Consider the following 21,517-nt stretch of genomic DNA (forward strand, 5'->3'; position numbering starts at 1 on the left):
TCACGGGCGCCGCGCGCGTGTGACCATCGGTGACATGCCCGTAGCAGCCGCCCCCCGCCCACCGTACGCACCGGATTCCGACGAGACGCCGCAGCGCAAGCTCTACCGCAGCGCCGACGGCCGGATGCTCGGTGGCGTCGCGCGCGGCCTCGCCGGGCACCTGGGCCTGCCCGTCGTCTGGGTGCGGCTCACCTTCCTCGGCCTGTTCATGTGGGGCGACGGCCTCGGCGTGCTGCTCTACGCCGCGTTCTGGGTCTTCGTACCGCTCGGCGTCGGCGGCCGCAGCGGCCACCGCTCCTTCTTCGACACCCTCCCCGACGGCACCCGGCGGCTGCGCAAGCCCGAGCGGGGCCAGATCACCGCGCTGATCGCGCTGTGCGTCGGCGCGGGCATCTTCATCTCCAAGGTCCAGGTCGGCGGCAGCTCCGGACGGTACGTGTGGCCGACCCTGCTCGTCGGAGCCGGCGTGGTCCTCGTCTGGCGCCAGGCCGACAACGCCCGCCGCGCCCACTGGAACGCCGCCGCCGGCCGGCACGCCCGGCTGCTGCAGGCCGCCCGCGCGCTCGCCGGCGTCGCCCTGGTCGGGGTGGGCCTGACCGTGTTCATCGTGGTCCGGGGCTCCGCCGCCCAGCTGGGCAACGTACTGACCGCCACCCTCGCCGTCCTCGTCGGCGTCGCGCTCCTGGCCGGACCGTGGCTGATCCGGATGACCCAGGACCTCTCCGAGGAGCGCCTGATGCGCATCCGCGCCCAGGAGCGCGCCGAGGTGGCCGCGCACGTCCACGACTCCGTGCTGCACACCCTCACCCTGATCCAGCGCAACGCCGAGGACGTCGGCGAGGTGCGCCGCCTCGCCCGGGCCCAGGAGCGGGAGCTGCGCAACTGGCTCTACAAGCCCGAGGGCACCGGCAAGGACGAGGGCGAGGAGCCGACGACGCTGGCCGAGGCCGTGAAGAAGACCGCCGCCGAGGTGGAGGACCACCACGGGGTGCAGATCGAGGTGGTCGTCGTCGGCGACTGCCCCCTCGACGAGAAGCTGGCCGCACAGATGCAGGCCGCGCGCGAGGCGATGGTCAATGCCGCCAAGTACGGTGGCGACGGCGGCCCCGTCCAGGTGTACGCGGAGGTGGAGGGCCAGACGGTGTTCGTGTCCGTACGGGACCGCGGACCCGGCTTCGACATCGACGCGGTACCGGACGACCGCATGGGCGTACGAGAATCGATCATCGGCCGGATGCAGCGCAACGGCGGGACCGCGCGACTGCGGTCCGCGCCGGACGGCGGCACGGAAGTCGAGCTGGAGATGGAGAGGGCGGCGAAGGCAGCATGACCGAGGACAGCGCGAGCACCGGCGGCGTGACCAGGAGGGTCCGGGTGGTGCTCGTCGACGACCACCGGATGTTCCGCACCGGAGTGCAGGCCGAGATCGGCGAGACCGAGCGGACCGGGGTCGAGGTCGTCGGCGAGGCCGCCGACGTGGACCAGGCCGTCACCGTCATCACCGCCACCCGCCCCGAGGTGGTGCTCCTCGACGTGCACCTGCCCGGCGGCGGCGGCGTCGAGGTGCTGCGCCGCTGCGCCCCGCTGATGGGGGCCGTCGAGGACCCGGTGCGCTTCCTGGCCCTGTCGGTGTCGGATGCCGCCGAGGACGTCATCGGGGTCATCCGGGGCGGCGCCCGCGGCTACGTCACCAAGACGATCACCGGCACCGACCTGGTGGACTCGGTCTTCCGTGTCCAGGACGGCGACGCGGTGTTCTCGCCGCGCCTCGCGGGCTTCGTGCTCGACGCCTTCGCCTCGACGGACGCCCCGCCGGTGGACGAGGACCTGGACCGCCTCACGCAGCGCGAGCGCGAGGTGCTGCGGCTGATCGCGCGCGGGTACGCGTACAAGGAGATCGCCAAGCAGCTGTTCATCTCGGTCAAGACGGTGGAGTCCCACGTCTCGGCGGTGCTGCGCAAGCTCCAGCTCTCCAACCGCCACGAGCTGACCCGCTGGGCGACGGCCCGCCGGCTGATCTGAGCCGGGTCCGCGCACGGAGCTCAGGCGGGCCGCGAGGCTCCGGCCCAGGGCATCGAGTCCACCGGCGCGACCCGGACCGTCGAGCCGGGCCGCGGGGCGTGGATCATCTGGCCGTTGCCGATGTACATGCCGACGTGCGTGACGCCGGAGTAGAAGAACACCAGGTCACCGGGGGCCAGCGCATCGCGGGAGACCCGCTGTCCCGCGTTGATCTGGGTGTAGGTGGTGCGCGGCAGCGACACCCCGGCCGCGCGCCAGGCCGCCTGGGTCAGCCCGGAGCAGTCGTACGAGCCGGGGCCCGTCGCGCCCCACACGTACGGCTTGCCGATCGCCCCGTAGGCGAACGCCACCGCGCGCGCCGCGCGGGAACCGTCGGAGGGCGGCGGGGCCTGGGTGGCGGGACGGGCCGCGGCGGGGCCGGCCGGGTCGGGGCCGGCCGCGCGGGCCTCGTAGGCCGCCCGCTCCTCGGCCGTCAGCTTGGCCAGCAGCGTCTGCGCGGCGGTCAGCTTCTCCTCGATCTCGGCCTTGTGGCCCGCGAGTTCGCCCTGCCGGGCCCGCAGGTCGGCGAGGCGCCCGGCGGCCTGCTCCTTGAGGTGCCCGACCTCCTCGAGCCCCCGCCGCACGGCCGAGATCTCGGCGGCGTTGCGGTTCCCGGCGCGGGTGATGAGGGCGGCCCGGTCCAGGTACTCCTGTGGATCGGCGGACATCGCCAGCTGGACGGCGGCGCCGAGCGTGCCGCTGCGGTACTGGGTCGCGGCCAGCGAACCGAGCGCGCTGCGGGCCGTGTTGAGCTGGTCGGTCTTGCGAGCGGTCTCGGCCCGCAGTCCGTCGAGCGCGCGCTCGGCCTCGTCGGCCTTCTCCTTCGCCCCGTTGTACTGGTCCGTCGCCGCCTCGGCCTCCTCGTAGAGCCGGTCCATCTCCGCCTTGACCTGCGAGGGCGTCGGCTGCGGATCGGCGTGGGACGTGCCTTCGAACGCGGTGGCGGTGGCAGCGCCCGCGAGGGCGAGGGTGGCGGCGGTGGTGCGTACGGTGCTCCGTGCCGTGCCGCTGGTGAGCGGGCGCTGCCTGGGCTTTCGATGACTGGCCACGGGGGCCTCACGTCCTTCCTCCGTCGGTGCTTGGGGGAGGACGCTAGACCCGAAGGTAACGGGCAGATGACGGGATGACAGGAAGTGCCCGTACGCGACCGAAGCTGGCCGGTCGGACGTCCGCCGATGGCCGTCCACTGGCTGCGGATCTCCGTCAGGCGGGCGAAGACGACCACGTTGCCGTCGTAGCCCCCCTTCCGAGGGTGCACGGCGGCCAGGCCGGCGCAACCGCCGCCGCTGCCGCGTTCACCCCGGCCGCACGCTGCCGTAGACGGGCTGGTAGCCGACCGAGTCCTCGCGGACGTACGCCCCGGGCCGCGGGGCGTGGATCATGCGGCCGCCGCCGATGTAGATCCCGACGTGGCTGATGTCCGCGTAGAAGAAGACCAGGTCCCCGGGGCGCAGCTGCTTCGTCGAGACCCGCGGCGCCGCCTTCACCTGGTCCCAGGTGGTGCGCGGCAGCGTGACCCCCGCCGCCCGCCAGGCGGCCTGGGTCAGGCCGGAGCAGTCGTACGATGCCGGGCCGGTCGCGCCCCACACGTACGGTTTTCCCAGCTGGGCCCGGGCGAAGGCCACCGCCCTGGCGCCCGCCGCCGACGCGGCGCCGTCCGTGGGCAGCGGCCCCGGAGCGGCGGGGGCCCGGGCGGCCAGGGCCCGCGCCCGCTCCGGTGCGGTGAGCCGTGCGAGCAGGGTGTTCGCCTCCGCGAGCCGGGCCTGCACCTCCTGCTTGCGTCCGCGCAGCTCCTCCTGCGCCCGCTCCAGTTCCGCGACCACCACGGCCGCCTCCCGGCGCTTGCCGGCCGTCTCCGCCCTGGCCCGGGTGTACTGGTCGAGCAGCGCGTCCTCGCGGCCGCCGAGCCGGTTCAGCAGGTGCGTCTGCGCGAAGAAGGCCTGCGGATCGTCGCTGAGCAGCAGGGTCGCGGTCCCGCCGAGGCCGCCGGCGCCGCCGCGGTACCTGTCGGCGGCGTAGCTGCCGAGCAGCCGCCGGGCCTCGTTCAGCTTCAGGGTGGTGCCCGCCACCTGGTCCATGAGCGCCGACAGCAGGGCCCGCTGCTCCTCGGTCCGCCCGGCCGCGGCGTCGTAGGCCTGGGTGGCGGTGCCCGCCTGCCGGTGCAGCTCGTCCACGCGGGTCCGTACCTCCTCCACCGAGGGCCGCGGCGCCGGAGCCGCCGCGGCCTGGTGGGGGAGGAGCAGGCCCAACGAGGACAGGGCCGCGGTCGTGACGACCGCGGTGGGGGCGCTCGGATGTCTTCGGGTGCGCGGCTTGCGGTGGTGGGGGGAGGGGTGGGACGAAGGGAATCCGTACGTGTACACGGGCCGGCACCTCCTTCCGGTTGGCGGAGCACGCTAGCGCCGGAGGGGGCGCCTCGGAAGGGGGCGGGAGGGGTTCGCAGGGCATATGCCGCTGAATTTTCCTTGGCGGGACAGGGATTTTCCGGGGGCGGGACCGGCTGTCGGTCCCGCCCCCTAAACTCGGAAGGCGATGAGCAGCCTCTTTGACGACAGCTTCCTGGCCGACCTCTCCCCCTCCGAAGAGGTCCCCCCGCCGCCCGAAGACCACGCCGCCCCGGAGCCGGGCGCGGACGATCTCTTCGGGGGCCGGTTCGACGCGCCCCTCAGCGGGGACGCCTACTACCGGGACGGAGCCCCCAGGCCCGTCATCGACCCGGCGGCGCTGCTGGACGGGCTGAACACGGAGCAGCGTGCCGCCGTGGTGCACGCGGGCTCCCCGCTGCTCATCGTGGCCGGCGCCGGATCCGGCAAGACGCGCGTGCTGACGCACCGCATCGGCCACCTGCTGGGCGCGCGCGGGGTCCACCCCGGCCAGATCCTGGCGATCACCTTCACCAACAAGGCCGCCGGCGAGATGAAGGAGCGCGTCGAGGGCCTGGTCGGCCCGCGCGCCAACGCCATGTGGGTCTCCACCTTCCACAGCGCGTGCGTGCGCATCCTGCGCCGCGAGTCCAAGCGGCTCGGTTTCACCTCCTCCTTCTCGATCTACGACGCGGCCGACTCGAAGCGCCTGATGGCGCTCGTCTGCCGCGACCTGGACCTCGACCCGAAGAAGTTCCCGCCGAAGGCGTTCAGCGCCAAGATCTCGAACCTGAAGAACGAGCTCATCGACGAGGACGCCTTCGCCGGCCAGGCCGCCGACGGCTTCGAGAAGACCCTCGCCCAGGCGTACGCGATGTACCAGGGACGGCTGCGCGAGGCCAACGCCCTCGACTTCGACGACATCATCATGACCACGGTCCACCTGCTCCAGGCCTTCCCGGAGGTCGCGGAGCACTACCGGCGCCGCTTCCGGCACGTCCTGGTCGACGAGTACCAGGACACCAACCACGCCCAGTACACGCTCGTGCGCGAGCTGGTCGGCACCGGCTACCCGGACCTGCCGCCCGCCGAGCTGTGCGTCGTGGGTGACGCCGACCAGTCGATCTACGCCTTCCGCGGCGCGACCATCCGCAACATCCTCCAGTTCGAAGAGGACTACGCGGACGCGACCACGATCCTGCTGGAGCAGAACTACCGCTCCACCCAGACGATCCTGTCCGCCGCCAATGCGGTCATCGAGCGCAACGAGAACCGCCGCGCGAAGAACCTGTGGACCGAGGCCGGCAGCGGCGCCGTCATCACCGGCTACGTCGCGGACACCGAGCACGACGAGGCGCAGTTCATCGCCGACGAGATCGACCGGCTGACGGACGCGGACGACGCGAAGGCCGGCGACGTCGCGATCTTCTACCGGACCAATGCGCAGTCCCGCGTGTTCGAGGAGATCTTCATCCGCGTCGGACTGCCCTACAAGGTCGTCGGCGGCGTCCGGTTCTACGAGCGCAAGGAGGTCCGCGACGTCCTCGCGTACCTGCGCGTCCTGTCGAACCCCGAGGACAACGTCCCGCTCAGGCGGATCCTGAACGTGCCCAAGCGCGGGATCGGCGAGCGGGCCGAGGCGATGATCGACGCCCTGGCGATGCGCGAGAAGATCACCTTCCCGCAGGCGCTGCGCCGGGTCGACGAGGCCTTCGGCATGGCCGCCCGCTCGACCAATGCCGTCAAGCGCTTCAACGTGCTCATGGAGGAGCTCCGCACCATCGTCGACTCGGGCGCCGGCCCGGCGGTGGTCCTGGAAGCGGTCCTGGAGCGTACGGGCTACCTCGCCGAGCTCCAGGCCTCGACCGACCCGCAGGACGAGACGCGCATCGAGAACCTCCAGGAACTCGCCGCGGTGGCCCTCGAATTCGAGCAGGCGCGGGAGGCGGCGGCGACCGAGGCCGCCGAGAACGGCGCCCCGCCGGTGGGTCCCGGCACGCTCTCCGAGTTCCTGGAACAGGTCGCGCTCGTCGCCGACTCCGACCAGATCCCGGACGAGGACACCGACGGCAACGGCGTCATCACCCTCATGACCCTGCACACCGCCAAGGGCCTCGAGTTCCCGGTGGTCTTCCTGACCGGCATGGAGGACGGGGTCTTCCCGCACATGCGCGCGCTGGGCCAGACCAAGGAGCTGGAGGAGGAGCGCCGCCTCGCCTACGTCGGCATCACGCGGGCGCGCGAGCGGCTGTACCTGACGCGGTCGAGCATGCGCAGCGCCTGGGGCACCCCCTCCTACAACCCGCCGTCGCGGTTCCTGGAGGAGATCCCCGCCGAGTACCTGCAGTGGAAGCGGACGGGCGCGGCGCAGAAGCCCGCGGGCCCGATGCGCAGCTCGGGCTCGGGGTACGGGTCTTCCGGCTCGGGCGGCTCGAAGTCCTCCTTCGGCACCTCCCCGGAGGCCTTCCTCTCCTCCTCGCGTACGAAGTCGGGCCCGTCGGGGTTCGCGACGCGGCGGGCCGCCGACAAGCCGGTGATCGCCCTGGTGGTCGGGGACCGGGTCACGCACGACCAGTTCGGGCTGGGCACGGTCATGGAGGTCAGGGGAGCGGGCGCGGACGCGCAGGCCACCATCGACTTCGGGGACGAGAAGCCGAAGCGGCTCCTGCTGCGGTACGCGCCGGTGCAGAAGCTCTAGCGGGAGGCCGGCCGCGGGACGGCCGGCGGCACATGCGGAAGGGCCCGCCCCCTCAGGGGAGGCGGGCCCTTCCGCATGTTCGTGCCGGGTGCTAGTTCGGGTTCAGGCCCTTGCCGCGCAGCCACGCCTGCGGGTCGACCGGGGAGCCGCCGCCCGGCCGGACCTCGAAGTGGAGGTGCGGGCCGGTGGAGTTGCCGGAGTTGCCCGAGTACGCGATGACGTCGCCGGCCTTGACCTTGCCGGAGCGGATCTTGGCGCTGCTGAGGTGGCAGTACCAGGTCTCGGTGCCGTCGGGCGCGGTGAGTATCACCATGTTGCCGTAGGCCGAGTTCCACTGGCTGCGCACGGTGCCGTCGGTGGCGGCCATGACCGAAGTCCCGTAGGACACCGGGAAGTCGATGCCGGTGTGCACGGACATCCAGTTGACGCCCGCCTGGCCGAAGCCGGCGCTGAGGCCGTGCCGCGCGACGGGGAGCACGAACTTGGGGCGGGCGGCTTCCTTGGCCGCCTCCTCCTCCGCCTTCTGCTTCTTCTCCTCGTCCTGGCGCAGGCGCAGGTCGATGCGTTCCTGGGTACGGCTCGCACGGTCCGCGAAGTCGCCGGCGTCGGCGCTGAGGGCGGTGAGCTGCGTGTCGAGCTTGCTGTTCGCGGCGACGGGCTTGATGGAGGCCGGGTCGGGCGCGGCCAGGGTGGTGGTCTGCTCGGACGGCTTCTCCGCAGCGGTGAGCCCGCCCACGGAGGCGGCGGCGACTCCCGCGACGCCCATCACGCAGGCCGAGGGAACGGCCACGGTCAGCAGCGCGGACCGCTTGGCCGGAGTACGGCGGCGGTTTCCGGCAGCGGAGCCGGCGCCGGCCTTGGCGGCACTCGCCTTGGCGACGGGCTTGGAGCCGGCCCGGCGCGAGGGGCGCGGCTCGGCGGGCCCGGCCGGGGTGACGGGCATGGCCTGGGTGGGGAGGTCGTGCACCCGGGCGTCCGTGTCGGCGTCCGAGTCATCGGCATCGGCGTCGGCATGGGCATCGACGGGGAGGAACTCGAAGACGGCGGTCTCGGTGTAGCCCGTGTCGGCCTCGGGGGAGGCCGGGGAGTAGGCCTCGTAGCCGTAGTCGTAGCCGTACTGCTGCTGCTCGTGGGCCTGTTCCCGCGCAGGTTCCGGTACGTGATGCGGCTGCTGCTGTGGCTGCTGCGGCTCGTACCCGCCGTACCCGTAGGTCTGCTCGGAGGTCGTGTTCCAGGCGGTGGCGTCGTAGGCGCCGGTCTCGGTCCCGAAGCCGGGAACCGTCCAGTGGCCGGTCTGCTCGGCGGAGGTCTCGTAGCCGAAGGCGGTGGACTGGTAGTCCGTGTCGACGCCGCCCTGGGTGGGGACGGTCGGGAGGTAGCCGTCGTAGCCGGCGTATCCGTCGGCGGAGGGCTGCGCGTAGCCGTTCTGGGGGGCGGTCCACGCCGTGGTGTCGTACGAGCCGGTGTCGTAGGAACCGTAGGCGGCACCGTAGTTGTAGCCCTGGCCCTGCGTTTCATAGGAAGCAAACGCCGAATCGCCAGCGAAAGTGGTGGTGGAGAGGCTGTCGTACCCAAAATCCGGGTACTGGCCCGACGGGGGGCGGTCGTTCACCAACTTCTCTTTCGCCTCGGCAACGGGGGGCCTGGGTGGCCGAGGAACGGGGGGTCCTCGGAGGAGAGCAGTGGCGTGACTGTACCCGGCGGTCACACGCAACGACAATCTTCGGAGGCTTTTGTGCTCGGCGGAACCGGGCATTCAGCCGCCTTTCGGTCGGCTGAAGACCCACCCTTGGCCTTGAGTTCGAAGAATGTTCGAGTGGAGGCCGTTTTTCGCTCCCGCGGTCGAGACCGGAACGGACGGCGGCCGGCCGGCTGCCGCGGTCAGGCGACGGAAGCGGTGCCGGGGTGCGGGAGGGCGGCCGGCCTGGGTCCGTCGAGCGCGCGCCGGACCGCCGCGATGACGCTGGGGTGCGCGGGCAGGGCGAGGTGTCCGATGCCGGTGACCTGCACGTTCTCCACGAGCAGGTCGGGGTGTTCGATGCGGGCGGTCTCGGTCGGGTCCATCAACTCGTCGAACTCGCTCCAGAACGCGACGCATCGGGTCCGGCAGCCGGGCGCGGGCGCACGCAGTTCGGTGAGCACCTCGGAATCCGGGCGCATCTGCCGGACCAGCGGGTGCGCGTCCATGAAGGGCGCCACGCGGGTGCCGGAATGCGGGGTCCCGAGCGTGACGAGCGTGCGGACGCGCGCGTCGCCGCCCAGGCGCTGGACGTAGTACCGCCCGACCAGCCCGCCGAGGCTGTGCCCCACCAGATCCACCCGGTCCTGCCCGGTGTGCTCGCACAGCTCCTCGACACGGCGGGCGAGGTGGCGGGCGGTGACGCGCAGGTCGCGGGTGAAGGGGGAGTAGTTGTACGCCTCCACCTGCCGCCGGCCACCGGCCCCGAGGGCGCGGCGCAGCAGGACGAAGACGGAGCGGTTGTCGGTGAACCCGTGCAGCAGCAGCACCGGCGGGCGCTCGTGGGTGGCGGCGGCGGGTCGCTCCGGCAGGACTCCGGTGGGATACAGCAGGATGTGCCCGCCCAACACGATCGCTTCGAGTACCCCGGCCCGCAGCGCGGCTCCGGACATGGTCAGCCCCATGGACGGCCCCCCACCTAGGTCCTGGCGACTCGGGACGGGTCCTGGTGACTCGGGACCGGGACGCCCGACCGCTCCGTGCCGTGCGGCTGTCGGCGCGGAGCGGTGGTACGCCATCCCACGTGTGATTTCCCCCTCGTGGTTGACCGCGAAACGGGGGCGTGCGCGATGCTGTACTTAACGTTCGTTCACTCGGGAGGCAGTGCGATGGGTGTGACCGGTCCGATCCGTGTGGTGGTGGCCAAGCCGGGCCTCGACGGCCACGACCGAGGCGCCAAGGTGATCGCGCGGGCCCTGCGGGACGCGGGCATGGAGGTGATCTACACGGGCCTTCACCAGACCCCCGAACAGATCGTCGACACCGCGATCCAGGAGGACGCCGACGCGATCGGTCTGTCGATCCTGTCGGGCGCGCACAACACGCTGTTCGCCCGCGTGCTGGAACTCCTCGCGGAGCGCGACGCGGAGGACATCAAGGTGTTCGGCGGCGGCATCATCCCGGAGGCGGACATCGCTCCGCTGAAGGAGAAGGGCGTGGCCGAGATCTTCACCCCGGGCGCGACGACCACGGCCATCGTCGACTGGGTCCGCGCCCACGTCCGCCAGCCGGCGTAGCCGTTCCCGGGGAGGGGCTGGATTGCCCGCAGGGCAATTCCAGCCCCGCCGGCGTTTGAGGCGCGGGGTCCGGGGCGGAGCCTCGGGGGGTCCGGGCGCCATCGACCGCGCCAGCGGTCAGCGCGGCGGGGCCAGTTCGGCGTGCAGCGCCGCACGCAGGCGCAGGGTGGCGACCAGCCGCTGGAAGGCCTCCGACCAGTACGCCGCCGCGCCCCCCTCCTCCACCGGCTCCACCACCAGCGCATCGAGCCGCCCCGCCTCCGCCGGATCGAGGCACCGCTCCGCCAGCCCCATGACCCCGCTGAAGCTCCACGGGTAGCCGCCCGCCTCCCGCGCGGAGTCCAGCGCCTCGATCACGGCTCTCCCCAGCGCCCCCGCCCACGGCACCACGCACACTCCGAGCAGCTGGAACGCCTCCGACAGCCCGTGCGCCCGTATGAACTCCGCGACCCATGCAGCCCGTTCCTCCTCCCCGAGGGTCGACAGGAGCTTCGCCCGCTCCGCCAGCGAGGCCGTCGCCGGGCCCGCCGCGGGTGGTGCGGACGCCGAGCCGAGCAGAGCCTGCGACCACGCGGGGTCGCCCTGCCGCACTGCGGCCCGGCACCACGCCGCGTGCAGTTCCTCCGCCCAGCCCTCGGCCACCGGCAGCGCCACGATCTCCGCCGGGCCGAGTCCCCCGAACCGGTCCCGCCAGCACGCCAGCGGCGCGGACTCCACCAACTGTGCGAGCCACCAGGCCCGTTCCCCCCGGCCGGCCGGCGGCCGCTTGACCACGCCGTCGCGCAGCATCCCCGCATCGCATTCGGCCGGCGGCGTCACTCCTTCCGGGCCGACGCAGGCCAGTGCCCGCTCCGCCATCCGCCCGGCCAGCGCCGAGGCCGGCAGCGCGGACAGCAGCTCGGCGGCGGTCGCCCGGACGTTGCGGCTGCGGTCGCCCAGCGCCGCTTCCAGGAAGGGTTCGTCGCCCACCGACAGCCCCACCCGCAGGGAGTCGAGGAACATCAGCCGGTCCTCGGCCCGCTCGGTGGTCCAGGTGGTCTCCAGCAGCCGCGGCCCGGCGGCCGGCTCGTGGGCCCGTACGAGGCCGAGCAGCGCGACCCGCTCCGCGAACAGCCCTTCCTGCCACAGCCGTTCCACCCCCGCCGCGTCCCGCACGTCGGGCAGTTCGCCGGCGCTCCCGGATCCCCCGCGCAGCGCGAACCGCCAGTCCGGATTGAGCCGGGCCAGCCACAGCCCGCGCGTCCCGGCCAGGGCCAGCGCCTGTGGCCGGAGGTCGCTGCGGGCCCGGGCGACGTCCAGCAGCGCGGGCACGAGCGAGGCCGGCGCCCGGTACCCGTGCTGTCCGGCGGCGGCCAGCCACTGCGGCAGCAGCTCCGTCAGGTCCGGGGAGGTCCCCCGGCGCCCGCCGCCGCTGCTGCCCGCTCCGGCCCGCCCCGCCAGCAGCTGCGCGAGCCGCCGCCGGGCCGCTTCCGGAGGCTCCGGACGCGGATCGAGCGGCGCGGGCTCGGGCCGGGGGCCCGCCTCGGCGGGTCTCAGTCCGGCCCGGCGCCGCAGCGTCTGCACGGCCGCGGCCCCGAGCAGGGCCTCGGGACTGCCCCGGCGCCGCTCGGTACCCAGCAGCGCGGCGCCCACCAGCTCGTCCCAGTCGGCGTCCCCGTAGCCGGCCGGGTCGGTGGCCGTGCCCGTCGTGCCCGTCGTAGTGCCGGTCGTCGTGTCCGTGGACGTGTCCGTCGTCGTGTTCACCGGATCCCCTCCCTCTTCCTTCGTGTGCCGTGCCGTGTGCAGGTGGTGCCTGCTCCGGTCCCGCCCCCTCCGCGGGACCGGAGCAGCTCGATGTCCCCGTGGCACACACGGCCGCGCCTACGGCCTCAACTGGCGTGGTTGTCGTTCACGAAAGCCCCCCGGCTCACTCGTTTTCGAATACGTCGGCGCCCCCGCGCCGCCGTTTTCCCCTTGCCGCCCGCTCAGCCCAGCACCACCGGCTCCGGAGAGTCCGGCCGCCAGGCCGTCAGCGGGGTGAATCCGCGGTGTCCGCATTCGCCGAACACCGTCAACGGGCCGCCCCCCGAAAGCGCGGCCAGCTGCCACAACCCGGTCCCGGGCCGGTTCCCGGCCCCGGTCAGGGGCACGGGCAGGGCGGACATCCCCTCCGCGTCCGCCAATTGCCAGGCCTCCGAGCCCTGTTGTTCCCCCTCCCCCTTCCCGTCCCCGTGCGCTCCTCCCTGTCGTCCCCCTTGCCCCCCTTGTCCCCCGTGTCGTCCCCGTTGTCCTCCCGGTATCGGCACCACCGGACCGAGCACCACCGGCCAGGACTCCAGCCAGGGGTCCTCGCGCAGCGCCGCGCCGTACGCCTCCAGTGCCGCACCCGTACCCACGCCGGCCGGCGCGGTCCGGCACGGCTCGGCCGGTGCGTGGCCCTCCCCGAGGTCGGCCCGCAGCCCCGCGGAGCCGGGCCGGAAGCGGGCTTCCGCCTCCAGAACCGAGCCCACGGGCAGTGCCAGCCCCGGCGGCCGTCCGGGCGGGCCGAAGTCCAGGACCAGGGCCGGACGCCCGCTCGTCAGCCCGCGCAGCCATATCCGGCGGGTGATGAGCCGGCCGTCCGGCGACGCCGTGTCGTACTGGGACAGCACGAGCCAGTGGTCCCGTACGGCCTCGCCCTCCGTCCGGGGCCGCAGTCCCAGACGGCTGCGGACCGTCGCGGCCAGCGGCTCCGGAAGTCCGGAAACGCCGAGCCAGGCCCGGTCCAGCAGGTGCAGCAGCGCGGCCTCCTCAAGCATCCGGGCGGGCCAGCCGGTGCCGCAACTGGGTATCGTCCCCAACTCCCGGACCCGTGCTGCCAGTCCGGGAGCCTGTGCGTCGACCATGCGGGCGGCGGTCTCCTCCCAGGCCGCGTATCCCGCCCGCTCCTGGCCGGCCAGTCCGCCGCGCACCAGGTCCGCGAGCCGCTGTTCCAGCTCGGTGACACCCGCGCCGATCCGGGCAGCCCGCCGCTCGGCCCGCTTGCGGGCTCCTTCCGCGTCCGCCGGTCCGGTCCGTCCGGAGCCTTCGGCGCCGGATCGCGCGGCCTTCGCCGCCCGCTCCGCGAGCCACGCGTCCGCCCAGTCCGGAGCCCCCTCCGGGCCGTCGAGCCCCTCCGCGGCCCAGAGCAGCAGCAGGCCCAGCGCGTGCTTGCACGGGAACTTCCGGCTCGGGCAGGAGCACTTGTACGCGGGCCCGGACAGGTCGACGACCGTCCGGTACGGCGTGCTGCCGCTGCCCTTGCACGACCCCCACACCGCACCGGAAGCGGAACCTCCGGTCTGTGACCACGGTCCGGCCGCGCCGAGCTTGGCCCCCGCCTTGCGTGAGGCGTCGTCAGGAGCCAGAGCCAGTACCTGTTCCGCTGTCCAGCGGACCCCCTGCTCAGTCATGTGTTCCACCGTAGAGACCCCCACTGACAATCGCTCTGACCTGCAACAACACATTCAGCAGGGGCTGTTGTCAGTGGTCGGGTGCATCGTGGTTCCAGCAGCCGTCGAGCGGCTGCGGAGCATTGGAGGGGGACCATGGCCACGACCGGGAACGAGACCACCGCAGAGGCGCTGCGACCGCATGCCGAAGACGCCTTCGCGCACGAACTGAAAGCCCTGGCCGCCGCCGACGACCGGCCCCGCCCGGCCCGCTGGAAGCTCTCCCCGTGGGCCGTGGCCACGTACCTGCAGGGCGGCACCCTCGAAGACGGCACCGTCATCACGCCCAAGTACGTCGGCCCGCGCCGGATCGTCGAAGTCGCCGTCACCACCCTCGCCACCGACCGCGCGCTGCTGCTCCTCGGAGTGCCCGGCACCGCCAAGACCTGGGTGTCCGAGCACCTCGCCGCCGCCGTCAGCGGGGACTCCACCCTCCTCGTCCAGGGCACCGCCGGCACCCCGGAGGAGGCCATCCGCTACGGCTGGAACTACGCCCGCCTCCTCGCCCACGGCCCGAGCCGCGAAGCGCTCGTACCGAGCCCCGTCATGCGGGCCATGGCCGAGGGCATGACCGCCCGGGTCGAGGAGCTCACCCGGATCCCGGCCGACGTCCAGGACACCCTCATCACCGTCCTGTCGGAGAAGACCCTCCCGATACCGGAGCTCGGCGACGAGGTGCAGGCCGTGCGCGGTTTCAACCTCATCGCCACCGCCAACGACCGCGACCGCGGGGTCAACGAGCTCTCCAGCGCACTGCGCCGGCGGTTCAACACCGTCGTCCTGCCGCTGCCCGCCACCGCCGACGCCGAGGTCGACATCGTCGCCCGACGCGTCGACCAGATGGGCCGCGCCCTGGACCTGCCCGCCGCACCGGAGGGCCTGGAGGAGATCCGCCGCGTGGTCACCGTCTTCCGCGAGCTGCGCGCCGGGGTCACCGACGACGGGCGCACGAAGGTCAAGTCGCCCAGCGGCACCCTGTCCACCGCCGAGGCCATCTCGGTGGTCACGGGCGGCCTCGCACTGGCCGCGCACTTCGGGGACGGCGTCCTGCGCCCCTCCGACGTGGCGGCGGGGATCCTCGGAGCCGTCGTCCGGGACCCGGCCGCGGACCAGGTCGTCTGGCAGGAGTACCTGGAGGCCGTGGTCCGCGAGCGCGACGGCTGGAAGGACTTCTACCGGGCCTGCCGGGAGGTGACGGCATGAGCCCGGGGAGGACCGGCAAGGAGGCCGCGGGCCCGCTGCTGCTGGGCGTACGGCACCACGGGCCCGGCTCGGCCCGCGCGGTGCGGGCCGCCCTGGACGCGGCCCGGCCCGCGGCCGTGCTGATCGAGGGGCCGCCGGAGGGGGACGCCCTGCTCCCGCTGGCAGCGGACCCGGGGATGCGGCCGCCCGTGGCCCTGCTCGCCCACGCCGCCGACGACCCCGGCCGGGCCGCGTTCTGGCCGCTGGCCGAGTTCTCCCCGGAATGGGCCGCCATCCGGTGGGCGCAGGAGCGGGACGTGCCCGTCCGGTTCATCGACCTCCCGGCCGCGCACTCGCTGGCCGTCCCGGAGGCGGCCGGGGAGCAGGCCGGGACGGGACCCGGGGACGGGGCGGGGGAGGAGGCCGGAGACGAGGCCGAGGCCGGGGACGGGCCGGGGGAGGAGACCGGAGACGGGCCGGGGGCGGAGGGCGGGGACGGGAGCGGGGCGGCGCCCGGTGCCGTACGGCTGGACCCGCTGGCCGTGCTGGCCGCCACCGCCGGGTACGACGATCCCGAGCGCTGGTGGGAGGACGTGGTCGAGCACCGCGGCGGGGCCGGACCGGCGGCCGGTCCACTGGCCGTGTTCGAGGCGCTCGGGGAGGCCATGGGCGCCCTGCGCGAGGAGTACGGAGCCGGCGGCCACCACCGGGACCTGGTGCGCGAGGCGTACATGCGGCAGCGGATGCGGGCCGCGCGCCGGGAGTTCGGCGAGGCCTACGCCGTGGTCTGCGGCGCCTGGCACGTCCCGGCCCTGCGGGCGAAGACCACCGCGGCCGCGGACAGGGCCCTCCTCACCGGACTGCCCAAGGTCAAGGTGGAGACCACCTGGGTGCCCTGGACCCACCGGCGCCTGGCCCGGGCCGGAGGATACGGCGCGGGCATCACCTCGCCCGGCTGGTACGCACACCTCTTCGCGGCCCGGGACCGGCCCGTCGAGCGCTGGCTGACCAAGGTCGCGGGCCTGCTCCGGGAAGAGGACCGGCAGGTGTCCCCGGCCCACGTCATCGAGGCCGTCCGGCTCGCCGAGACCCTGGCCGCGATGCGGGGCCGGCCCGTGCCGGGACTGACGGAAACCCTGGAAGCGGTCCGGGCCGTCATGTGCGACGGCTCCGACATACCGCTCGCGCTGATCGAGGACCGGCTCGTCGTCGGCGACGTCCTCGGCGAAGTCCCCGACGCGGCGCCCGTCGTACCGCTCCAGCGCGACCTGACCCGGCAGCAGCGCTCGCTGCGCCTCAAACCCGAGGCGCAGGACCGGGAGCTGGAGCTCGACCTGCGCAAGGACACCGACGCGGCCAAGTCCCTGCTGCTGCACCGGCTGCGGCTGCTCGGCATCGACTGGGGCGTCCCGACGGCCTCCCGGGGGAGCACCGGCACCTTCCGCGAGACCTGGAGGCTTCGCTGGGAGCCGGAGCTCGCGGTCCGGGTCGCCGAAGCCGGCATCTGGGGGACCACCGTCCTCGGTGCGGCCACCGCCCGGGCCGAGGCCGACGCGGCGGGCGCCCGGGAGCTGGGCGAGGTCACCGCCCTGGCGGAGCGGTGCCTGCTGGCCGGGCTGTCCGGAGCCCTGCCCGCCGTCCTGCGGGCCCTCGCCGACCGGGCGGCACTGGACACCGATGTGGCGGGCCTGGCCAAGGCGCTGCCCGCGCTGGCCCGTTCGCTGCGCTACGGGGACGTACGGGGCACCGACGCGGCCGCCCTGGGGACCGTGGCGGCCGGGCTCGCGGAGCGGATATGCGTGGCGCTGCCGCCCGCCTGCGCGGCCGGGCTGGACGCCGACGCGGCGGAGGAGCTGCGCGGGCACGTGGACGGGGTGCACGCCGCGATCGGGCTGCTCGACGCGGTCGGGCTGCGGGAGCGGTGGTCGGCGGTGCTGCGGACCCTGGCCGGCCGGGACACCGTCCCCGGGCTGATCCGCGGGCGGGCGGTGCGGCTGCTCCTCGACGACGGGCGGCTGCCGCCCGAGGAGACCGCACGGCTGATGGGGCTCTCGCTGTCCCCGGCGAGCGCGCCGGCCGACGCGGCGGGCTGGATCGAGGGGTTCGCGGGCGGCGCCTCCGGCGGCGGCACGCTGCTGGTCCACGACGAGCGGCTGCTGGGGCTGATCGACGGCTGGCTGGTGTCGGTGCCGGAGCGGGCCTTCGTCGACGTGCTGCCGCTCCTGCGGCGGACCTTCGGGGGGTACGAGGCGGGGGTGCGGCGGAGCCTGGGGGAGCTGGTGCGGCGGGGGCCGGGCCGGGTGGGGGCCTCCGTGCGGGGGGCCGGCGCGGCGCCGGCCGGGTTCGGGCCGGAGCTGGATCCGGGGCGGGCGGATGCGGTGGTCGACGTGGTCCGCCTGTTGCTGGCGGGGGCGCGGGGGTGAGGGGTCCTGGCGGGGGCCCGGCCTGGCTCGGGCTGGCCCCCGGCTTGGCTCGGGCGGACCCCCGGGCGGGCCCCCGGGCGGGCCCCCGGGCGGGCCCCCGGGCGGGCCCCGGGCGGGCCGCGGCGGCCGGGGCCGGGCTCGGCCCTGGCGGCGGGCTGCGGTGGCCGCTGCGCGGGGCGAAGTCCCCTACCCGCCCTTCCACCGTTCCCCGGGCTTCGCCCGGACCCGTTTCCGGGTGCGGCGCCGTTGCCGGGGGCCAGCCCCCGGGCCCCCGCTCCTCAAACGCCGGAGGGGCTGAGTTTGGCCGGCGTCGGCTGGATGGCGCGGAGCGCCATTTCAGCCCCTCCGGCGTTTGAGGAGCGGAGTCGGGGGCGGAGACCCAGAACGGGTCCGGGCGCAGCCCGGGGAACGGTGGAAGGGCGAGTAGGGCAGCTCCGCCCCGTACCGCGGCACCGGTTGGTGGTGGGCGGTGGCATTGGTTCGAGCGTGGGAGGTACGGCAGATGGGTGGGGTGGGCGTGAGTGACGGCGAGCGGTTGCGGCGGTGGCGGATGGTGCTGGGCGGGGGAGAGGGGGAGGGGACCGGGTGCACGCTGAGCGGGGCCGATGCCGGGATGGATGCCGCGCTCGGGGCGCTGTACGGCGGCGACGCGGGGCGCAAGCGGGCGGGGGAGCGGTCGGCCGGGCTCGGCGGGTCCGCGCCCCACGTGGCGCGCTGGCTCGGGGACATCCGGACGTACTTCCCCACCTCCGTGGTGCAGGTCATGCAGCGGGACGCGATCCAGCGGCTCGGCCTGTCCGCCCTGCTGCTGGAGCCCGAGATGCTGGAGGCGGTGGAGCCGGACGTGCACCTCGTCGGCACCCTGCTCTCCCTCAACAAGGCCATGCCCGAGACGACGAGGGAGACCGCCCGCGCCGTCGTGCGCAAGGTGGTCGAGCAGCTGGAGAAGCGGCTCGCGAGCCGGACGAGGGCGACGCTGACGGGCGCACTCGACCGGTCCGCCCGGATCGCCCGGCCGCGGCACGCGGACATCGACTGGGACCGGACCATCCGGGCGAACCTGAAGAACTACCTGCCCGAGTACCGGACCGTGGTTCCGGAGCGGCTGGTCGGGTACGGCCGTGCCGCGCGGGCGGTGAAGAAGGAGGTCGTGCTCTGCATCGACCAGTCCGGGTCGATGGCGGCCTCCGTCGTCTACGCCTCCGTGTTCGGGGCGGTGCTGGCCTCGATGCGGTCGATCGCGACCCGGCTGGTCGTCTTCGACACCGCGGTGGTCGATCTGACCGACCAGCTCGACGATCCCGTCGACGTGCTCTTCGGCACCCAGCTCGGTGGCGGCACCGACATCAACCGGGCGCTCGCCTACTGCCAGTCGAAGATCACCCGGCCCGCCGACACCGTCGTCGTCCTCATCAGTGATCTCTATGAGGGCGGCATACGCGACGAGATGCTGAAGCGGGTCGCGGCCATGAAGGCGGCGGGGGTGGAGTTCGTGGTGCTGCTCGCGCTGTCCGACGAGGGCGCGCCCGCCTACGACCGGGATCACGCGGCCGCCCTCGCCGCCCTCGGCGCACCGGCTTTCGCCTGCACTCCCGACCTGTTCCCGGAGGTGATGGCCGCGGCGCTGGAGAAGCGGCCCCTGCCCGTCCCGTGAGCGGCGCGGCCCTGCCCGAGCCGCCCGGACATCGGCGGATCGCACGAAGATGCAGTTCAACCGTGAGGCGATCTGTGACAGGTATCACCGCTCAGGTGTGATCTGCGATTTAGGGACCTACGTCCCACGGGGATAACCTGCGGGACGGACATGCCGCGTCCACGGTCACCGTGTGCGCCTTCCTTGTGACAGCGCCGTCACGTTGCCCTCCGCGGCACGCCCACGCAGATAGCAGACAACCGCGAATCACTGCGAATCTTTGAAGACAAGGGACGGACGCGCGTGGACCTGTTCGAGTACCAGGCGAGGGACCTCTTCGCCAAGCACGGTGTACCGGTGCTGGCCGGTGAAGTGATCGACACGCCTGAGGCGGCGCGCGAGGCCACGGAGCGGCTGGGCGGCAAGTCGGTCGTCAAGGCGCAGGTGAAGGTCGGCGGCCGCGGCAAGGCCGGCGGCGTGAAGCTGGCCGCCACCCCGGACGAGGCCGTCGCCCGTGCGACGGACATCCTCGGGATGGACATCAAGGGCCACACGGTCCACAAGGTGATGATCGCCGAGACCGCTCCGGAGATTCTGGAGGAGTACTACGTCTCGTACCTCCTCGACCGCACCAACCGCACCTTCCTGGCCATGGCCTCGGTCGCGGGCGGCATGGACATCGAGCAGGTCGCCGAGGAGACCCCGGAGAAGCTCGCCAAGGTCCCGGTGAACGCCAACGAGGGCGTGACCATCGAGAAGGCCCGCGAGATCGTCGCGCTGGCGCAGTTCCCGGCCGAGGTCGCCGAGAAGGTCGCCGAGGTCCTCGTGACCCTGTGGGCGACCTTCATCGCCGAGGACGCGCTCCTCGTCGAGGTCAACCCGCTCGCGAAGGTCGCCAACGGCGACGTCATCGCGCTCGACGGCAAGGTCTCGCTCGACGAGAACGCCGAGTTCCGCCAGCCGGGCCACGAGGAGTTCGTGGACCACGCTGCCGCGAACCCGCTCGAGGCCGCCGCCAAGGCGAAGAACCTCAACTACGTGAAGCTCGACGGCGAGGTCGGCATCATCGGCAACGGCGCGGGTCTCGTCATGAGCACCCTGGACGTCGTCGCGTACGCCGGCGAGAACCACGGCGGGGTCAAGCCCGCCAACTTCCTGGACATCGGCGGTGGCGCCTCCGCCGCCGTCATGGCCAACGGTCTCGAGATCATCCTCGGCGACCCGGACGTCAAGTCCGTCTTCGTCAACGTCTTCGGTGGCATCACCGCGTGCGACGAGGTCGCCAACGGCATCGTCCAGGCGCTGCAGCTGCTCGAGGACAAGGGCGAGGCGGTCACCAAGCCGCTGGTCGTCCGTCTCGACGGCAACAACGCCGAGCTGGGTCGCAAGATCCTCTCGGACGCCAACCACCCGCTGGTCCAGCGCGTGGACACCATGGACGGCGCGGCCGACAAGGCCGCCGAGCTCGCGGCTGCGAAGTAAGGGCAGAGGTCACAGACTCACATGGCTATCTTCCTCAACAAGGACAGCAAGGTCATCGTCCAGGGCATGACCGGTGCCACGGGCATGAAGCACACCAAGCTGATGCTGGCTGACGGCACCAACATCGTCGGCGGCGTGAACCCGCGCAAGGCCGGCACCAGCGTCGACTTCGACGGCACCGAGGTCCCGGTCTTCGGCTCCGTCGCCGAGGCGATCGAGAAGACGGGCGCCAACGTCTCCGTCCTCTTCGTCCCGCCGGCGTTCGCCAAGTCCGCCGTGGTCGAGGCGATCGACGCCGAGATCCCGCTGGCCGTCGTCATCACCGAGGGCATCGCGGTGCACGACTCCGCCGCCTTCTGGTCGTACGCGTCCGCCAAGGGCAACAAGACGCGGATCATCGGCCCGAACTGCCCGGGTCTGATCACCCCCGGCCAGTCCAACGCCGGCATCATCCCGGGCGACATCACCAAGCCCGGCCGCATCGGTCTCGTGTCCAAGTCGGGCACGCTGACCTACCAGATGATGTACGAGCTCCGTGACATCGGCTTCTCCTCCGCCGTCGGCATCGGTGGCGACCCGGTCATCGGCACCACGCACATCGACGCCCTCGAGGCGTTCGAGGCGGACCCCGACACCGACCTGATCGTCATGATCGGCGAGATCGGCGGCGACGCCGAGGAGCGTGCGGCGGACTTCATCGCGAAGAACGTCACGAAGCCGGTCGTCGGCTACGTCGCGGGCTTCACCGCCCCCGAGGGCAAGACCATGGGTCACGCCGGTGCGATCGTCTCCGGTTCTTCTGGCACCGCACAGGCCAAGAAGGAAGCCCTGGAGGCCGCGGGCGTGAAGGTCGGCAAGACGCCGACCGAGACCGCGAAGCTGGCGCGCGAGATTCTGAACGCCGCGCAGAAGTAGCAACGGCAGCAGTCGCGCCGCCGCCTTCGGCGGTACGCGCAGACGGGCGTGGCCCG

Annotated in this window: 15 protein-coding genes; 9 read left to right on the forward strand and 6 right to left on the reverse strand. The window is 73.4% G+C overall.

The window, feature by feature from the left end; translation table 11 throughout:
• Positions 1-34: 34 nt before the first annotated feature.
• On the forward strand, positions 35-1,330 hold the full coding sequence (locus ACIA8F_RS03140) for a PspC domain-containing protein (RefSeq protein ID WP_399376405.1): 1,296 nt from the start codon (positions 35-37) through the stop codon (positions 1,328-1,330).
• Entirely contained in the window at positions 1,327-2,022 is a 696-nt protein-coding gene (locus ACIA8F_RS03145) for a response regulator transcription factor (protein WP_243333471.1), read from the forward strand. Before ACIA8F_RS03140 ends, ACIA8F_RS03145 begins: the two co-directional genes overlap by 4 nt.
• A gap of 20 nt (positions 2,023-2,042) precedes the next feature.
• Here the strand turns inward: ACIA8F_RS03145 and ACIA8F_RS03150 are convergent, their stop codons facing one another.
• Together ACIA8F_RS03150 and ACIA8F_RS03155 are read right to left on the reverse strand one after the other, a co-directional pair.
• Entirely contained in the window at positions 2,043-3,110 is a 1,068-nt protein-coding gene (locus ACIA8F_RS03150; protein WP_399376406.1) for an NlpC/P60 family protein, read from the reverse strand.
• 246 nt (positions 3,111-3,356) lie between these two features.
• Positions 3,357-4,424 (reverse strand): NlpC/P60 family protein, encoded by a 1,068-nt coding sequence (locus ACIA8F_RS03155; RefSeq protein WP_399376408.1) that lies wholly within the window; start codon positions 4,422-4,424, stop codon positions 3,357-3,359.
• A gap of 169 nt (positions 4,425-4,593) precedes the next feature.
• Between ACIA8F_RS03155 and pcrA the strand changes: the two genes are divergently transcribed.
• Positions 4,594-7,122 carry a DNA helicase PcrA gene (gene pcrA / locus ACIA8F_RS03160; RefSeq protein WP_399376409.1) on the forward strand — a complete coding sequence of 843 codons (2,529 nt, stop codon included), beginning with the start codon at positions 4,594-4,596 and terminating at the stop codon, positions 7,120-7,122.
• Positions 7,123-7,213: 91 nt separating this feature from the next.
• Here the strand turns inward: pcrA and ACIA8F_RS03165 are convergent, their stop codons facing one another.
• Both ACIA8F_RS03165 and ACIA8F_RS03170 read right to left on the reverse strand, forming a co-directional pair.
• Entirely contained in the window at positions 7,214-8,734 is a 1,521-nt protein-coding gene (locus ACIA8F_RS03165; RefSeq protein ID WP_399376410.1) for a M23 family metallopeptidase, read from the reverse strand.
• A gap of 269 nt (positions 8,735-9,003) precedes the next feature.
• Entirely contained in the window at positions 9,004-9,765 is a 762-nt protein-coding gene (locus tag ACIA8F_RS03170; RefSeq protein ID WP_399376411.1) for an esterase/lipase family protein, read from the reverse strand.
• Positions 9,766-9,969: 204 nt separating this feature from the next.
• Between ACIA8F_RS03170 and ACIA8F_RS03175 the strand changes: the two genes are divergently transcribed.
• Positions 9,970-10,377: a cobalamin B12-binding domain-containing protein gene (locus ACIA8F_RS03175; RefSeq protein ID WP_243333486.1), complete on the forward strand. Its 408-nt coding sequence runs from the start codon at positions 9,970-9,972 to the stop codon at positions 10,375-10,377.
• Positions 10,378-10,494: 117 nt separating this feature from the next.
• Here the strand turns inward: ACIA8F_RS03175 and ACIA8F_RS03180 are convergent, their stop codons facing one another.
• Together ACIA8F_RS03180 and ACIA8F_RS03185 are read right to left on the reverse strand one after the other, a co-directional pair.
• Positions 10,495-12,120, reverse strand: coding sequence for a DUF5691 domain-containing protein (locus ACIA8F_RS03180; RefSeq protein WP_399376412.1), 1,626 nt, complete (start codon positions 12,118-12,120; stop codon positions 10,495-10,497).
• Positions 12,121-12,341: 221 nt separating this feature from the next.
• A complete protein-coding gene (locus tag ACIA8F_RS03185; RefSeq protein ID WP_399376413.1) occupies positions 12,342-13,787 on the reverse strand; it encodes an SWIM zinc finger family protein in 1,446 nt (481 codons plus the stop codon).
• 135 nt (positions 13,788-13,922) lie between these two features.
• Between ACIA8F_RS03185 and ACIA8F_RS03190 the strand changes: the two genes are divergently transcribed.
• The 5 genes from ACIA8F_RS03190 to sucD all read left to right on the forward strand — a co-directional run bounded on the left by ACIA8F_RS03190 (position 13,923) and on the right by sucD (position 21,461).
• Entirely contained in the window at positions 13,923-15,029 is a 1,107-nt protein-coding gene (locus tag ACIA8F_RS03190) for an AAA family ATPase (protein WP_399376414.1), read from the forward strand.
• Positions 15,026-17,431, forward strand: a complete 2,406-nt coding sequence (locus ACIA8F_RS03195) for a DUF5682 family protein (RefSeq protein ID WP_399376415.1) — start codon at positions 15,026-15,028, stop codon at positions 17,429-17,431. The genes ACIA8F_RS03190 and ACIA8F_RS03195 overlap by 4 nt, the downstream gene beginning before the upstream one ends.
• Before the next feature lie 502 nt (positions 17,432-17,933).
• Positions 17,934-19,085 carry a VWA domain-containing protein gene (locus ACIA8F_RS03200; protein WP_399376416.1) on the forward strand — a complete coding sequence of 384 codons (1,152 nt, stop codon included), beginning with the start codon at positions 17,934-17,936 and terminating at the stop codon, positions 19,083-19,085.
• A 282-nt stretch (positions 19,086-19,367) separates the two neighbouring features.
• Complete coding sequence (gene sucC, locus ACIA8F_RS03205; RefSeq protein ID WP_250744077.1) at positions 19,368-20,546, forward strand: ADP-forming succinate--CoA ligase subunit beta; 1,179 nt, start codon at positions 19,368-19,370, stop codon at positions 20,544-20,546.
• Between the two features lie 21 nt (positions 20,547-20,567).
• Positions 20,568-21,461 carry a succinate--CoA ligase subunit alpha gene (gene sucD / locus ACIA8F_RS03210; protein ID WP_399376417.1) on the forward strand — a complete coding sequence of 298 codons (894 nt, stop codon included), beginning with the start codon at positions 20,568-20,570 and terminating at the stop codon, positions 21,459-21,461.
• Positions 21,462-21,517 lie beyond the last annotated feature (56 nt).

The sequence above is a fragment of the Streptomyces sp. NPDC051563 genome, from assembly GCF_044454225.1.
In the GTDB taxonomy this organism is placed as follows: Bacteria; Actinomycetota; Actinomycetes; order Streptomycetales; family Streptomycetaceae; genus Streptomyces.

What these genes read in the sequence shown, in the direction of transcription:
- ACIA8F_RS03190 (WP_399376414.1), top strand. Translation starts at nt 13,923, where the DNA reads ATGGCCACGACCGGGAACGAGACCACCGCAGAGGCGCTGCGACCGCAT.
- ACIA8F_RS03140 (WP_399376405.1), top strand. Translation starts at nt 35, where the DNA reads ATGCCCGTAGCAGCCGCCCCCCGCCCACCGTACGCACCGGATTCCGAC.
- ACIA8F_RS03175 (WP_243333486.1), top strand. Translation starts at nt 9,970, where the DNA reads ATGGGTGTGACCGGTCCGATCCGTGTGGTGGTGGCCAAGCCGGGCCTC.
- ACIA8F_RS03195 (WP_399376415.1), top strand. Translation starts at nt 15,026, where the DNA reads ATGAGCCCGGGGAGGACCGGCAAGGAGGCCGCGGGCCCGCTGCTGCTG.
- ACIA8F_RS03200 (WP_399376416.1), top strand. Translation starts at nt 17,934, where the DNA reads ATGGGTGGGGTGGGCGTGAGTGACGGCGAGCGGTTGCGGCGGTGGCGG.
- sucD (WP_399376417.1), top strand. Translation starts at nt 20,568, where the DNA reads ATGGCTATCTTCCTCAACAAGGACAGCAAGGTCATCGTCCAGGGCATG.
- ACIA8F_RS03170 (WP_399376411.1), bottom strand. Translation starts at nt 9,765, where the DNA reads ATGGGGCTGACCATGTCCGGAGCCGCGCTGCGGGCCGGGGTACTCGAA.
- ACIA8F_RS03145 (WP_243333471.1), top strand. Translation starts at nt 1,327, where the DNA reads ATGACCGAGGACAGCGCGAGCACCGGCGGCGTGACCAGGAGGGTCCGG.
- pcrA (WP_399376409.1), top strand. Translation starts at nt 4,594, where the DNA reads ATGAGCAGCCTCTTTGACGACAGCTTCCTGGCCGACCTCTCCCCCTCC.
- ACIA8F_RS03185 (WP_399376413.1), bottom strand. Translation starts at nt 13,787, where the DNA reads ATGACTGAGCAGGGGGTCCGCTGGACAGCGGAACAGGTACTGGCTCTG.